At 50.3% G+C, this 15658-nt stretch carries 11 protein-coding genes; all 11 read left to right on the top strand.

Going from position 1 to position 15658, the window contains the following annotated elements; all coding sequences use genetic code 11:
• Positions 1–256 precede the first annotated feature (256 nt).
• The 11 genes from EL262_RS07340 (at position 257) to EL262_RS07290 (ending at position 15616) form a co-directional block, all read left to right on the top strand.
• Positions 257–1897, top strand: coding sequence for an ATP-binding protein (locus EL262_RS07340; RefSeq protein ID WP_025839509.1), 1641 nt, complete (start codon positions 257–259; stop codon positions 1895–1897).
• 234 nt (positions 1898–2131) lie between these two features.
• Complete coding sequence (locus EL262_RS07335) at positions 2132–2566, top strand: hypothetical protein (protein WP_126464397.1); 435 nt, start codon at positions 2132–2134, stop codon at positions 2564–2566.
• A 342-nt stretch (positions 2567–2908) separates the two neighbouring features.
• A complete protein-coding gene (locus EL262_RS07330; RefSeq protein ID WP_126464396.1) occupies positions 2909–3343 on the top strand; it encodes a hypothetical protein in 435 nt (144 codons plus the stop codon).
• A 335-nt stretch (positions 3344–3678) separates the two neighbouring features.
• Positions 3679–4077: a hypothetical protein gene (locus tag EL262_RS07325; protein WP_078735899.1), complete on the top strand. Its 399-nt coding sequence runs from the start codon at positions 3679–3681 to the stop codon at positions 4075–4077.
• A gap of 475 nt (positions 4078–4552) precedes the next feature.
• Positions 4553–5266 carry a dipeptidase PepE gene (gene pepE / locus EL262_RS07320; protein WP_025838693.1) on the top strand — a complete coding sequence of 238 codons (714 nt, stop codon included), beginning with the start codon at positions 4553–4555 and terminating at the stop codon, positions 5264–5266.
• Positions 5267–5317: 51 nt separating this feature from the next.
• Complete coding sequence (locus EL262_RS07315) at positions 5318–5881, top strand: DUF1599 domain-containing protein (protein ID WP_078735898.1); 564 nt, start codon at positions 5318–5320, stop codon at positions 5879–5881.
• A complete protein-coding gene (locus EL262_RS07310) occupies positions 5878–7152 on the top strand; it encodes a BT_3928 family protein (protein WP_025838695.1) in 1275 nt (424 codons plus the stop codon). The genes EL262_RS07315 and EL262_RS07310 overlap by 4 nt, the downstream gene beginning before the upstream one ends.
• 9 nt (positions 7153–7161) lie before the next feature.
• The gene (gene tpiA, locus EL262_RS07305; protein WP_078735897.1) at positions 7162–7926 is read left to right on the top strand and encodes a triose-phosphate isomerase; all 765 of its coding nucleotides are present in this window, start codon (positions 7162–7164) and stop codon (positions 7924–7926) included.
• 452 nt (positions 7927–8378) lie between these two features.
• Complete coding sequence (locus EL262_RS07300) at positions 8379–10610, top strand: TonB-dependent receptor family protein (protein WP_078735896.1); 2232 nt, start codon at positions 8379–8381, stop codon at positions 10608–10610.
• 110 nt (positions 10611–10720) lie between these two features.
• On the top strand, positions 10721–14095 hold the full coding sequence (locus tag EL262_RS07295; RefSeq protein ID WP_036847426.1) for a SusC/RagA family TonB-linked outer membrane protein: 3375 nt from the start codon (positions 10721–10723) through the stop codon (positions 14093–14095).
• Between the two features lie 15 nt (positions 14096–14110).
• On the top strand, positions 14111–15616 hold the full coding sequence (locus tag EL262_RS07290) for a RagB/SusD family nutrient uptake outer membrane protein (protein ID WP_078735900.1): 1506 nt from the start codon (positions 14111–14113) through the stop codon (positions 15614–15616).
• The last annotated feature ends 42 nt before the right edge of the window (positions 15617–15658 follow it).

The raw sequence follows: 15658 nt of genomic DNA, 5'->3' as shown, positions 1-15658 counted from the left end.
CTCGATTGCAAGATAATTTATACATTTGAGACATTGGGAAATGTGACTTATTCTCCCCTAGGATTTGAGTGTACCTGACGAAACAGGCTTCTCAGCAAACAATATCATTACACAAAAAGGAGACTGAAAAGCTATAGAAAAACCATTGGGAGGATATGCCCGAATAACACATAGTAGCATATTCATAAAAACATATCGTACCAAAAACGTTACCGACGCTCTTGGTATGAATTCCTTGATAGAGAAGGTGTAGCAGATGAAAGAAAACAGCTTATATGACAAGAAGTCCATTCGAGAGATAATGGGCAAAAGCGCTGACTGGAAAGAGGTTGCGAAGGACTGTGTGGCCTTTAGCAACGCAGAAGGTGGCATCATAGACTATGGCATAGAAGACAAGTCTGACACTCCCCCTATCGGGCAGATCATTGATGAGAGACTGCCTGTAACCTTAATAAACAAAATAAGTGGCATGACTATAAATGTCACGGCTTCACCAGAAATCATACGTCATGAAAATGGCTCTCAATACCTCCGTCTCCATATTTCTCGCGGACATACCATTGCATCAACAACATCAGGAAAGTACTTCTTGCGGATAGCGGACAACAGTGTGCCAATCACCGGAAATGAGATAACAAGGCTGGCTGCTGAGAAGGGGTATTACTCCTGGGAGACTCAAACAACCGTATGGAACTGGCAGGATGCCGATCACCAAAAATTGGATCTATTGATCCAAAGACTGACCTCTTCAGCCAGGGTCTCAGCCTTCACCAAAGATAAAGAGACTAAAGAACTACTTGACCACTACTTCTTGACAGAAGAAGAATCAGACAAAATGACTAACCTTGGGGTATTGTTTATCGGGACGCAGTCTCAACGAGGAAGGTTGGTCAATGCTCCTGTCGTCCAGTGCATCAAATATGACGAAAAAGGAGAGAAAGTACAAAAGTACCTCTGGGATGACTTCTCACAGACTCCTCAAGAAATAATAGAAAGCATCTGGGAAACAGTGCCCGAATGGAGAGAGACAAACGAAATCAGCGAGGGGTTATTTCGCAAAGAAATCCCGGCTTATGACAGTCGTGTCATTCGGGAGTTACTCTGCAACGCTCTAGTACACAGACCGTACACGACGAAGGGCGACATCTTCATAAATATACATCCAACCCGAATAGAAGTCACCAACCCGGGCACTTTGCCATTGGGCGTCACTCCGGAAAACATCCTTCACAAGACAGTCAAAAGAAACGAGCATTTCGCAAACCTTTGCTATGCACTCGGACTGATGGAACGTGAAGGATCCGGGTACGACAAAATGTATGAGATCCAGTTGTCCAACGGTAAGCAAGTACCACAGGTAAAAGAGGGAAATGATTCGGTCACAGCCATCATCGAGCGTCGTATCATCAGCAAAGAGGCGATCAAAGTCGTACAAGAGGCCCTACAAATAGCAGATCTAAGGCAAAAACAGATCATCTGCTTGGGTTTGATTGCACAACACGAGAGCATATCTGCCACAAGTCTGATCCGAACATTGCATCTTCGAGACAGGCATGAACTATCGCCTTGGCTTGACCCTCTACTCGAACATAGTATAGTACAAGCCGTAGGATCACACAGGGCGAAGGAATATCGAGTGAGTTCGCCCGTATTACAACAAAGCAACTACAAGGGGAAGACCTCCCTCAAGAGGATCGAAGATTATCGTATAAGGGAACTCATCGTAGAGGATCTGAAAATATACTCCTGTGCTCCGTTGAAGGATATACACCAAAGGGTAGGGAAGGAGATCCCCTACAAAAAACTTTGGCTCCAAATGAAGCACTTGGTAAATGAGGGTATCATCAAAGAAGTCGGCAGAAACAGATGGGTAAAATATCAACTCCACCGGAAATAGAGTCTCATTATTATTCTCTTTTCCAAAAAATGAAATAGAATATCGAATAGAAATTGAAGTGGAAATGAGAACTGGAATTGACACAGTCTTTTCTACTAATAATCAACACAATAGATATAATACTATTACTACAATAGAACTTGAGAATAGAAATGAGAATTGGAATAGAGTTTCATTGTCACTAAATAAATAACCTTACAGCAAAAACAATTTCACCTAAAACCAAATACAAACATGAAAAGAACCGTCCGTAACACACTTTTGAAAGGAGGAGCTCTGGTTTTCTCTTCAGCCATACTTGTATCTTTGAGCTATGATAGTGAGCGTCCACTAACCCGTTTATCCATGTGGATCATGATGATTAGTTACTATGCACTGCTTACGATCGTAGATGCAAAGATGCTCGCAGATGAGGCAAAGGAAAAAGATCGGAAGAAGTACAACAAAAGCCTCACCATAGGTGCAGTCATCATTTGCGTATTGGGGGGTATTGCCGGTATCTATAGTCTCACCATTCCGGATACGATGGGAGGGGTGGGTGCCCTTGCCGGTATAGCAATAGTCCTTTCATTTCTGAGAAAAAACCTCAAAGGTGAACATAGGCTCGCAGACATGAATGAGAAAAATGAGGAGGCAAAAGACACCGAAAAGACCATATCACAGGCATAAATTAAACATAGATACACACCACATGAAAGCCACATTCGGAGAGGAAACGCTCCGAGACTTCGTATTGCTGGTTGCTCCGCAAGAAGATTCACGAAACCTGATGGCTTGAAGAGATCAGCAAAGGGAGCGTGTCAAAGGGATCACCTCGACACGCTCCCTATCTCGTTTTCGTAAATGACCTCCGCAGACCCTCTCGAATCAAATCTTACGACTTTCGTCATCGAGTTTAATGACTTTTTCACTGTCACAAAAGCGGATTGGCAAATTTCACAAAAAATCATACCTTTGGGTTTGAAACACATTCTTCTCACAAGATTATATCACCTAAAACCAAATACAAACATGAAAAAATCCGTCCGTAACGCACTTTTGAAAGGAGGAGCTCTGGTTTTCTCTTCAGCCATACTTGTATCTTTGAGCTATGATAGTGAGCGTCCACTAACCCGTTTATCCATGTGGATCATGATGATTAGTTACTATGCACTGCTTACGATCGTAGATGCAAAGATGCTCGCAGATGAGGCAAAGGAAAAAGATCGGAAGAAGTACAACAAAAGCCTCACCATAGGTGCAGCTATCATTTGCGTATTGGGGGGTATTGCCGGTATCTATAGTCTCACCATTCCGGATACGATGGGAGGGGTGGGTGCCCTTGCCGGTATAGCAATAGTCCTTTCATTTCTGAGAAAAAACCTCAAAGGTGAACATAGGCTCGCAGACATGAATGAGAAAAATGAGGAGGCAAAAGACACCGAAAAGACCATATCACAGGCATAAATAAACATAGATACACACCACATGAAAGCCACATTCGGAGAGGAAATGCTCCGACACTTCAGGTTGCTCCGCAAGAAGATTCACGAAGCCTGATGGCTTGAAGAGATCAGCAAAGGGAGCGTGTCGAAGGGATCACCTCGACACGCTCCCTATCTCGTTTTCGCAAGTGACCTCCGCAGACCCTCTCGAATCAAATCTTACGACTTTCGTCATCGAGTTTAATGACTTTTTCACTGTCACAAAAGCAGATTGGCAAATTTCACAAAAAAATCATACCTTTGGGTTTGAAACACATTCTTCTCACAAGATTATATCACCTAAAACCAAATACAAACATGAAAAAATCCGTCCGTAACGCACTTTTGAGGGGGGCACTTATGGTCACCTTAGCGGTATTAACTATCTTTTGGCTCTATGATAGCGAACGTCCATTTACTTACCTATCCATGTGGTACATAATATTTGGCTACTATTTACTGAGCTCTGTCATAGATGTGAAGATGGCCATTGATGGGACAAGTGGCGAATCTCTGAAGAAATACAAAAAAGCTCTCATCGTAGGGACATCGGTGATTTGTATTTTGGGGGGTATTATCGGGATCTACAGCCTCGCTATTCAGTATTGGAGAGGAGCCGCCAGTGCGCTTTTCGGCATAATACTTATCCTCTTGTTCCTGAGAAAAGAGAGCAAAGAAGAGCGATGGATCGCCGACATGGAAGAGCAAGACGAGTAAGCAAAAGATTACATAAAAGCCACATTCGGAGAGGAAATGCTCCGACACTTCAGGTTGCTCCGCAAGAAGATTCATGAAACCTGATGGCTTGAAGAGATCAGCAAAGGGAGCGTGTCGAAGGGATCACCTCGACACGCTCCCTTTCTCATTTTCGCAAGTGACCTCCGCAGACCCTCTCGAACCAAGTCCATGGACTCTCAAAATCGAATCTAACGACTTTCGTCATCGAATCTAACGACCTTCGTCATCGAGTCTAACGACTTTTTTTCGGAGTCATGAAGGGATGTGAGATCACCATGTCAGAGGAGCTTTGAGGAGGGGTCGGAAAAAGAAATCGGAGGGTAAGGCAGTCATGAAAGGCTTAGGAATCAGAAAAATGCGTGATCCGTGCAGTGTGTGGGCTTCTTCTTCGGGGGAAAAAAGTTATATTTGTGGAGATTATAGAGTACAAACCAACATAAAATTTTTGATAGATATGAGACTACTTCTTATCAGCAACTCGGCATCTCCCGGAGAGACTTATCTCGAAAAACCAGGCGCAGACATCGCTCGTCACCTCGGCGATGCCAAGGGTGATGTGGTATTTATTCCGTTTGCAGGGGTCACGATGACCTTTGACGATTATGTCACAAAGGTCAATGCCGCGCTTGCACCGCACGGTGTCAAGGTAAGAGGTATCCATACCTTCGACGAGCCTCTTCGTGCCATTGCCGAAGCCAAGGCGATCATGATCGGTGGTGGCAATACCTTCCGCCTCCTCAAGATGATGCAAGAGTCTGGGATCATCAATGCCATCCGTGAACGCGTCAAGGCCGGTGTACCCTATGTAGGATGGAGCGCAGGTGCCAATGTGGCTTGCCCTACGATCTGTACGACGAACGATATGCCTATCGTCGAGCCATTGAGCTTCGAGGCACTCGGCTTTGTCCCCTTCCAGATCAATCCTCACTACCTCGATGCACATCCCGAAGGGCATGGAGGAGAGACTCGTGAACAACGCATCCGCGAGTATCTCGTGGCCAACCCCGGTGTCCGTGTCGTAGGACTCAGGGAGGGCTCTCGAATGTTTTACGAAGGTGGCAAGTTGACCCTCGTGGGCGAGCATACCGCACGTCTCTTCCTCTTCGGCGATGAGCCTCGTGAAGTGGCTCCGAGCGAAGATGTCAACTTCCTCTTGCGCAAGCCTTGAGGGCTTTTTCTCTCAAAATACTTTCACATCACAACAACATCTATCCGCCCTATGGCTCATACCCCCGATACATCGAGACAGTACGATGAGGTAGTACAGGAGTGTCGTTCGCTCTTCGTCGCGAAGCTCCAAGACTATGGTGCATCGTGGCGCATCATGCGCCCCACCTCCATGACCGACCAGATCTTCATCAAGGTCAATAGGATACGTACCATACAGGACAAAGGCATCAGCCTCGTGGGAGACGGCATCCGTGGGGAGTTCGTCGCCATCATCAACTACGGCATCATGGGACTCATTCAGCTCGACAAGGGGCACACAGAGTTGCCCGAAGAGCAGGTCGATGAGATCATCGAGTGGTACGACCACTATGCTTCGGTGGCGAAGTCCCTCATGCAGTCCAAAAACCACGACTACGATGAGGCTTGGCGCAGTATGCGTATCGCATCGCTCACGGACATGATCCTCACGAAGGTCTTCCGTACCAAGCAGATCGAGGACCATAAGGGACAGACCAATGTCTCCGAGGGGATAGATGCCAATTATCTCGATATGATCAACTACGCCGTCTTTGCGCTCATCAGACTCAACGAAGAGAAGGAGGGCAAAGCATGAAAAAGAGTATACAATGCCTCGTCTGGGGGGCTCGTATCGTCCTGAGCCTGCTCTTCATCTTCTCCGGTCTCATGAAGGGGATAGACCCCATGGGCACGGCGATCAAGATCGAAGAGTACTTCGCCACGGCATCGTTGCCGATGACGTCTTGGCTTGCGATGTCGGGGTCGGTGGCTCTGTGCCTGTTTGAGTTTACCCTCGGAGTGACTCTGCTCATCGGGGTATGGCGCAGGATCGCAGGGGCACTCGCGACGATCATGATGACAGCGATGACGTTGCTCACGCTCTATATCATGATCAAGGATCCTATCAGCGACTGCGGATGCTTCGGCGATGCGATGAAGCTGAGCAATGAGGCGACTTTTGTCAAGAACCTCCTGCTCCTGCCCCTCGCATTTGTGCTCCTCCACTATTCGGAGTATGTGAGTCCGTTGATGTCCTTCCGCAGAGGCAAACTGGCAGTGGTGGGCTTTGGACTCGTGATGGCAAACTTCCTCTTTGCCACCGTCACAGATCTCCCTGCCATAGACTTCAGACCGTTCAAGGTGGGGACCAACCTCTTGGAGGTCAAGTCGGCACAGAAGGCGCAGATGGACAACCCCGAAAACTTCCGCTTCGTCTACAGTAAAGATGGCGAAGAGCGTGTCTTCAAGATGAACGAACTCGACCAAGTCGACTCGACATGGGTCTTCGTAAGAGATGCCTCTCAGGAGCCTATGGCAGAGGTACAGGTCACGGCGGCAGACTTCGCACTCACCGATGTCGATGGGAGCGATGTGTCGCACCGACTGATGACTGCGCAGCCCTATATGCTGGTGTACTGTGCAGGTCTCAAGGGAGGTGACAAGCTCCTTTCAGAGCGTGATCGTCTGGAACGCCTCTCGAAGATCGCCTACGACCTCAACGGCTCGTTCTACATCGCCACGGCACACACCCTACCTACCGATTACGAAGCCCCCGTGTGGTCGCTCAGAGACATCGCCTCGCTGTACCACATGGATGCCACGCTCATGAAGACCGTCGTGCGCTCAGACCCTGCTCTCCTCATCATCAGTGACGGAGTACTCGTACGCAAGGTGGCTGACCGCAAGATAGACAGCCTCATCGAAGACAAGGACTTTGTCGCCAAAGTGTTCGATGCCGAGTACAACCTCTCTGCCGCCAAGCGTGCAGGCATAATGAAGTTTGTACCCTTTGTCATTGCATTGCTGGTGCTGGGTCTCTTGCTCTTCTTCGACAAAAAGAATGTATTAACCTATAAACCAAGATGAAAAATAGTTATGAGAAAGAATATCGTAGCAGGAAACTGGAAAATGAATACATCCCTCGCTGAGGGTATCCTCCTTGCCAAGGACGTCAAGGCATCCATAGAGGGCAAGACACTCCGATGTGATGTCATCCTCGGTGTCCCCTTCACACACCTCGCCTCTGTCGCAGAGGTCGTCAAGGGCTCACCCATCAAGGTGGCTGCCGAAGATTGTGCAGCTTACGACAAGGGGGCATACACGGGCGAAGTGTCGGCAGAGATGGTCGCTTCGACAGGTGCGACACACGTCATCTTGGGTCACTCCGAGCGTCGTATGTACTTCAAGGAATGCCACGAGACCCTTGCAAAAAAGGTACGATTGGCACTTGACAACGGTCTTACGCCCATCTTCTGTATAGGAGAAGTGCTCGAAGAGCGTGAGGCCGGCAAGCACTTCGAAGTCGTCAGTCGCCAAGTGGAGGAGTCTCTCTTCGGTCTCTCCGAAACAGACTTCCGCAAGGTCATCCTCGCCTACGAACCCGTATGGGCCATCGGTACAGGCAAGACAGCAACAGCAGAGCAGGCTCAAGAGATCCACGATCACATCCGCAAGGCCGTGGCGAAGAAGTATGGCGAAGCCGTAGCCCAAGACTGCTCCATCCTCTATGGAGGCAGCTGCAACGGTGGTAATGCTTCCGAGCTCTTCTCCAAGCCCGATGTCGATGGAGGTCTCATCGGAGGAGCTGCGCTCACAGCAGAGAAGTTCCTCCCCATCATCGAGGCCTTCGACAAAAACTGAGAAAGCAAGACTCCAAAATCACAGAAAAACCGTCACAGATGATCTCTGTGGCGGTTTTTTCATTCATGCGAGGGTAGATAGGCCTACCGGGGACGGTGAGCCAACAAATGTGGGTATATGAGATTTATTCATTTCGACACAAAGAGGCAATACATAAATACAAAACACATTTCATTGTCAATGAGTTATGCAGCTCTATCGATCGCCCTGTCGATATTCTGTGAAAAGGGGAGAAATACCAACATATTGGTATATCAAATGTAAACAAATACTTAATTGTGGTGATTGTGACAGTTTTTCAAAATATATTCCTTTGCACTCGTAAATATATTGAGTGGCAATACAGCCTGATTTTGTAGATCTTGCGGTGCGACTCGGATTGAAAGATTATTCTAAAACATAGTACAAAACTTCAAAAAGTGCAGGTCTGAAATACCCCTGTACAGATACAAATGAAGCGATCAAAATTTCTCTTTACGTGTGTTGTAGCTCTGACTCCGCTCACCCTCGCGGCTCAGAAGGTCGAGCACGAACGCGACACGACGTACAATCTGAAAGAGTTTGTGGTGGTGACCAAGCCGATGCTTGGGAGCAAGTTCCAAGCACGCAACCGTACAGGATCGGCGTACTTCCTGTCTCCCGAAGAGATAGCGAAGCTGGAGTACACGGACGTCATCCGTATGCTCAGATCCGTGCCGGGGGTCAATATGTATGAGGAGGATGGCTACGGCCTCCGCCCCAATATCAGCCTCCGTGGTACCAAGGCAGAGCGTAGCGAACGTGTATCGATCATGGAGGATGGTGTCCTTGCGGCTCCTGCGCCTTACTCGGCACCGGCAGCCTACTACTTCCCCAACGCTGCGAGGATGCACGCTGTCGAGGTACTCAAGGGTAGCAGTCAGGTACAGTACGGACCATTCACCACCGGTGGTGCCGTCAACCTCGTCTCGACCCCTATCCCTGACAGATTTTCGGGTAAGGTCAACTTCTCTTACGGTACAAACAACACGATCAAAGGTCACTTCAACATCGGCGACCGCTCTCGTCACTTCGGCTACCTTGTCGAGTACCTCCGCTATCAGTCGGATGGCTTCAAGAAGTTTGCCGACGGAGACAAGGAAGGCTTCAAGCGCAACGATGTGCTGGCAAAGTTTGTCGCCAATACGGACAACGAAGAAGGCATCAATCAGGCTCTCGAACTGAAGTTCGGCTATGCCGACGAATACTCCCACGAGTCTTACGTAGGTCTCTCGGAGCAAGACTTCAAGGCCACACCGTTCTTGAAGTACCCCGGCTCTCGCATGGACGACATGACGACCCGGCACATGCAGTGGGTAGCGACCTATCTCCTCGAACTCACTCCGACACTCAAGATCACGACCAATGCGTACTACAATACCTTCCATCGTAACTGGTACAAGCTCAACGATGTGCGTGCAGGTGTCACGAAGGATGAGAAGCGAAGCATAGAGCGGGTACTGGCCGATCCCGAGACCAATGCGGCTTACTTCGACATCCTTACGGGGCGTAAAGATTATGACGGTGAGGCACTCATCGTTCGTGCGAACAACCGTAACTACAAGTCGCGTGGCATCCAGTCCAAGATGGAGTACAACTTCCGCCTCGGCAGTGTGTACAACAACCTCGAAGCAGCCATACGCTATCACATGGACGAAGAGGATCGTTTCCAATGGGATGACAGCTACTCCATCAAAGGAGGTAAGATGTCCCTCTTCCTCCCCGGCATCCACGGCACACAAGCCAATCGTATCACTTCGGCCAATGCCCTCGCTGCTTATATCCTCAACAAAGTACGCTGGGACAAGCTCACTGTGACCGCAGGGGTGCGCTATGAGGATGTGGATCTGCTGAAGAAGGACTACACCAAGGCCGACCTCCGTCGCACCGGTGGGGTGAGGATCGAGACGCCTAACCACGCGAGAGCCATCATCCCAAGCCTTGGGGTGAACTATGAGTTTGCCAAGTTCTTGTCCGTCTTCTCGGGCGTACACAAGGGTTTTGCGCCACCGAGTGCGGAGCTCTATCAGAAGCCTGAGAGCAGTATCAATGTGGAGCTTGGCACACGCTTCTCGACCTCGGCGGTGAAGGCCGAGATCATCGGATTTTACAACGATTACAGCAACATGCTCGGTAGCGACCTTGCCGCAGGCGGTGGTCTCGGTACGCTGGAGCAGTTCAACGTCGGTGCCGCCCTCGTGCGAGGTGTGGAGTTTCTCCTTCAGGCACAGTTGATCGGCGAGAGCTTCGCCCTCAAACTGCCCTTCCAAGTCTCTTATACTTATACCGACACGGAGATGAAAAACTCCTTCGACAGCAATGCCTGGGGCACTGTCCACGTCGGTGATGAGATCCCATACATCTACAAGCACGCCCTCAATGTACAGCTCGGCGCAGAGTACAAGAGGGTCGATGCGACGGTCAACGTGCGCTACAACAGCGATATGCGTACCACACCGGGACAAGGCTCCATCGCTGAATCGGAGCGTGTCCCTGCGCACGTCATCATCGACGCATCGGCACACTGGAGACCTACGGACAGACTCACCCTCTCGGTCAATGCCATCAACCTTGCCGACAAGACCTATATCACCTCTCGTCACCCCTCGGGCTTGAGAGCAGGGCATCCGTTCGGCATCTTCGGAGGGTTCACTTATCGTTTTTGATTCAACCAATGTAAGCCTGCCCGACGGAAGACGTTCTGCCACACGACAGAAAGCATTCTGACAGGCGACAGAAAACATTCCGGCACGGGACAGAATAGAAAGAAGTATATATGAACAACTACAGATTTATGAGGTTACTCGTCGTCTTCCTTTTGATGATGTTCGGCGTTGCGCTCCAAGCGGAGGCTCAGCGTCCCATGAAGGTCAAAGGGGTCGTACAGACCACCAAGGGCGAGCCCCTACCCGGTGCGACCGTCAAGGTACGCAAGGGGGGTGGTACAGCAACCAATATCGATGGCGAGTTCGTCATCACGGCCCGTATGGGTGATGTCCTCGAAGTGAGCTTCGTGGGGATGATCACACAGAAGGTCAAGGTGACGGCCGAAAAGATGACCATCGTCCTCAAAGACAATGTCAAGGAGATCGACGAAGTCGTCATCACGGGCTATCAGACGATCAAGAACAGAGTCTACACCGGTGCTGCGGCATCGGTCAAGCTCGATGACATCAAGCTCGAAGGGGTGAGCGACGTCTCTCGTATGCTTGAGGGTCGTGTGGCGGGTCTGTCGATACAGAACATCTCCGGATCTTTCGGCTCGGCACCCCGCATCAACATCCGTGGGGGTGCATCCATCCTCGGCAACGTACAGCCCCTGTGGGTCATCGACGGTGCTGTGTATGAGGACTTGGTGTCGCTCACGCTGGATCAGCTGGCTTCGGGAGATGCTGTGACATTGATCAGTTCGGCTGTCGCAGGACTCAATGCTTCGGACATCGAAGACATACAGGTACTCAAGGATGCTTCGGCCACCTCCATATACGGAGCTCGTGCCCTCAATGGTGTGATCGTCATCACGACAAAGTCGGGCAAGCGCAATGCTCCGAACCGCATCTCATACTCGTACGAACTCAGTATGAGGGCCATCCCATCATACACACAGTTTGACCTCCTCAACTCCCAGGAGACGATGTCGATGTACATGGAAATGGACAAGAAGGGGTACTTCTCTCTCTCCAACGCCCTCTACGGCAGACGAAGTGGGGTGTACTATCAGATGTACAAGGCTCTGAGCACGATCAATCCGGAGACAGGCAACTTCTACCTCCCCAACACGGACGAGGCCAAGGCTGCCTTCCTCAAGGAGAGGGAGTATGCCAATACGGACTGGTTCAGAGAGCTCTTTACCTACAAGCCTATACACAGCCACACGGTGACATTTTCGGGCGGTGGAGAGCACTCCACCACGTATGCATCGGTGGGCTTCTATGACGATAAGGGGTGGACACTCGCGGACAACGTGAAGCGTGTGACTGCCAACCTCAAGAATGTCTACCACTGGGGAGAGAGCCTCAAGACCACGATCTCCGCTCAGGGTAATATGCGTAACCAGTCGGCTCCGGGAACCATCCCTCAGAAGAAGAATGCGGTCATCGGTGCATTCGAGAGAGACTTCGACATCAACCCATTCTCTTACGCTCTCGGTACGAGCCGTACGCTCTCGCCACGCAACAGTGATGGTACGCTCTCTTACTACCGAAACAACTGGGCACCGTTCAACATACTCAACGAGTACGACAACAACTACATGAAGACCAACGTATTGGACTTCAAGGTACAGGGAGAGATCACCTACAATGTCAATCGTCACCTCCGACTCATCGCTCTTGCGGCCGCTCGTCATGCCCTTACGAGCACTTCGCACTTCATCAAGGAGGGCTCGAACGTGGTACAGGCCTTTCGTGCCAACGAAACACCCGATGTGGCTCGCCAAAACATCTATCTCCTCAGGGATAAGGATAACCCGCTACACCAGCCTCAGATCGCTCTCCCTCACGGAGGCATCTTCAACAAGACGGAGACGTCGATGAAGAACTATATGGGGAGATTTGCGGTGGAGTTCAACAAGGAGATGGGAGAGCACGACCTCCGTGCGTTCGGATTTACAGAGGTACGCCATACCGATCGTACGATCAATCCGTTTCAAGGCTATGGGATACAGTACGACAGGGGTAATCAGATATTTACAGACCCTCGGATATTCCAAAAGTTGTCCAACGAAGGCAACAGCTACTTCTCTCTCCTCAACAGATACGAGAGAGGTGTGACCTTCTCCGGAAGTGCCACCTACGGCTACGCAGGGAAGTACATCTTCAACACCGTGCTGAACTACGAAGGCTCCAACACCGCAGGACAGTCGGCAGCCTCTCGTTGGCTACCGACATGGAACGTGGGTGTGAAGTGGAACCTCGACCGTGAGGAGTTCATGAAGGGATACAGCCATATCTCGGGACTTGCGCTCCGTGCGAGCTATGGTCTCACCGCAAAGATGAACGAGGAGGCGATCAGCTCGACCGCTGTCTTCAAAAACATCATCACCAACAGATTCGACATCAAGGACAGAGAGAATGCCCTCCGTATCCTGCACCTCGAAAACCGTGACTTGACATGGGAAAAGATGTACGAACTCAATATCGGTGCGGACATCAGGCTCTTCGGCGGCCGTCTCAATACGACCCTCGATGTCTATCAACGTAACTCGTTCGACCTCATCGACCTTGTGCGCACATCGGGCATCGGAGGGCAGTACTACAAGTATGCCAACTTCGGCGACATGAGGACAAGAGGGGTGGAGCTCCTCATCCATTCGAAGAACATCGTCTCCGACGACTTCTCCTGGACGACAAACCTCACCCTCAGTGCGATGGATCAGAAGATCACACGCCTCCTCAACACGCCCAATACCTTCGACATGGTGGCAGGTACGGGACGAGGCAACATCGTGGACTTCCCACGGGGATCGCTCTTCTCATTCAATTTCCAAGGGCTCAATGCCAATGGTCTGCCGACGTTTGACTTCGGTCTCTATCCATCGAACCAGAGTCCGAACAACAACGTCCACGGCGCAGACTTCCTCGATGCACAGTACTCCAAGTCGTACCTCATCTATCACGGTCCTATCGAGCCCGTGTACATCGGAGGTCTCTCGAATACGTTCAGGTACAAGGAGTGGGAGCTGTCGTTCTTCATCACGATGCAGGCAGGCAACAAGATCCGTCTCAATCCGACCTTCGATCCCAACTTCGCCGACCTCAATGTCTTCTCCAAGGAGTACTACGACCGTTGGCTCAATCCCGGCGAAGAGCTGAAGACCGACGTGCCTACACTGCCATCGCAGGACTTGATCCGTCAGATCGGTGTCGAAAACATAGAGAGAGCATACAATACCTACAACTACTCTCAGATGCGTGTCGCAGATGGTAGCTTTGTACGTATGAAGAATATCTCTCTCGGCTACAACCTGCCAAAGAAGATGAGAGAAGCCCTCAAACTCCAACACGCAGGCTTGAAGGTGAATGTCACCAACCCATTCTTGATCTATGCCGACAAGAAGCTCAAAGGACAAGATCCCGAGTACTACAAGTCGGGTGGGGTATCTCTCCCCACACCGAGACAGTTGACAATGACATTGAACATCGGATTTTAACACGCTATTATGCTTATGAAGAAGATATTTTTCCTGATGACAGTAGCACTTTCGCTGAGTGCGTGTCAGGACTTTCTAAGTACCAATCCCGACTCTTCGCTCGAAGTCAAAATAGACAGCGAGGACAAGATAGCGGAGCTCCTCACCGGGGCTTATCCCGATGCGAGCTACTTCGCATTCCTTGAGGCTCGCACAGACAATGTCGGCGAACGTGTCAACGGAGTACACTCGCGTCTCAACGAAGCGATGTACTTCTGGGAGGACTATGATCACGAGGACCTCGACACTCCTCTCAACTATTGGAATGCTTGTTACACGGGTATCGCTCAGGCCAATAAGGCTCTCGAACTGCTTGCGACATATCCCAAGACAGAGCGTGTCAAGGCGTTGTATGGTGAGGCTTTCCTCCTCCGTGCTTACCTACACTTCATGCTCGTCAATATATGGTCGGAGCCTTATGGCACTGCCAAGTCGGCTGTGGCACCCGGGATCCCTTACCTCACCAAGCCCGAGAAGAACGCCCTCGTGCAGTACAAACGTGGCACGGTGAAGGAGGTCTACGACAACATCGAAAAGGATCTGAAGTTGGGTATAACCCTCGTCAGCGACAAGTACTACAAGCACCCTAAGTTTCACTTCAACAAGAAGGCGGCCTATGCTTTTGCTTCGCGCTTCTATCTGATGAAAGGGGAGTGGCAGCTCGTCGTGGACTATGCCAACTATGTCCTCGGACATGACCCGGGCAAGATACTCCGTCCTTGGATCGGCTATGGACGCGAACTCGGGCTCAACCATGTCGGACTCTATCGCAAATATACCGACCCTGCGGAGCCTGCAAACCTACTCTTGACTTCGACAGAGTCTCGCATAGCTCGCAACAACCCTGTCGAGAAGTATGGCGTGACCTACGACTCGATGGTGGAGGTCTTCAACAACAAGGGGATCGATGGCTGTGACAACTTCAAGAAACCCAATCTCGCACCCCTCTACCTCTTCAACGCATCGAACATCCCCGTGGCTGATGCGAGATACATCGCAAAGTTTGACGAGCTCTCCGTCCTCGGACATGACGGTACGAGACCAAAAGGGCTCTATGTCACGAATGTGCTCCTCTCTACCGATGAGGTGCTCCTCAACAGGATGGAGGCCTACGCCATGCTGAGAGAGTATGAGCGTTCGATCGACGACCTGCTCTTGTTCATCAAGACGAAGTTCGGCGACATACCGGCCTGCACAAGAGCTGATTACACGTGGACCAACAGCAGCAACTACGAGACATACACTCCATTTTATGGCATGACGATCAAGCAGCTTGCCTTGGTGAAGATCATCACGGATTTTCGTCAGAAGGAGTTCGTCCACGAGGGATTGAGGTGGTTTGACCTGCGTCGCTTCTATATGCCGGTGAAACGTCAGTCAAAAAATCCGCTCTACCGCCCCCTCCTCAAGGAAGACCCACGCAAACTCCTTCAGATCCCCATAGAGGCCATCAACAACGGGCTTGAACCCAACCCCAGATGATGTCGGAGGATTATTGTCACATTCACAAAAAAGCAACGTATC

Origin of the sequence: Porphyromonas cangingivalis, assembly GCF_900638305.1 — a bacterium.
Taxonomy (GTDB): Bacteria; Bacteroidota; Bacteroidia; order Bacteroidales; family Porphyromonadaceae; genus Porphyromonas_A; species Porphyromonas_A cangingivalis.
The sequence above is the reverse complement of the archived record's forward strand: the minus strand, read 5'-3'. Positions and strand labels throughout refer to the sequence as shown.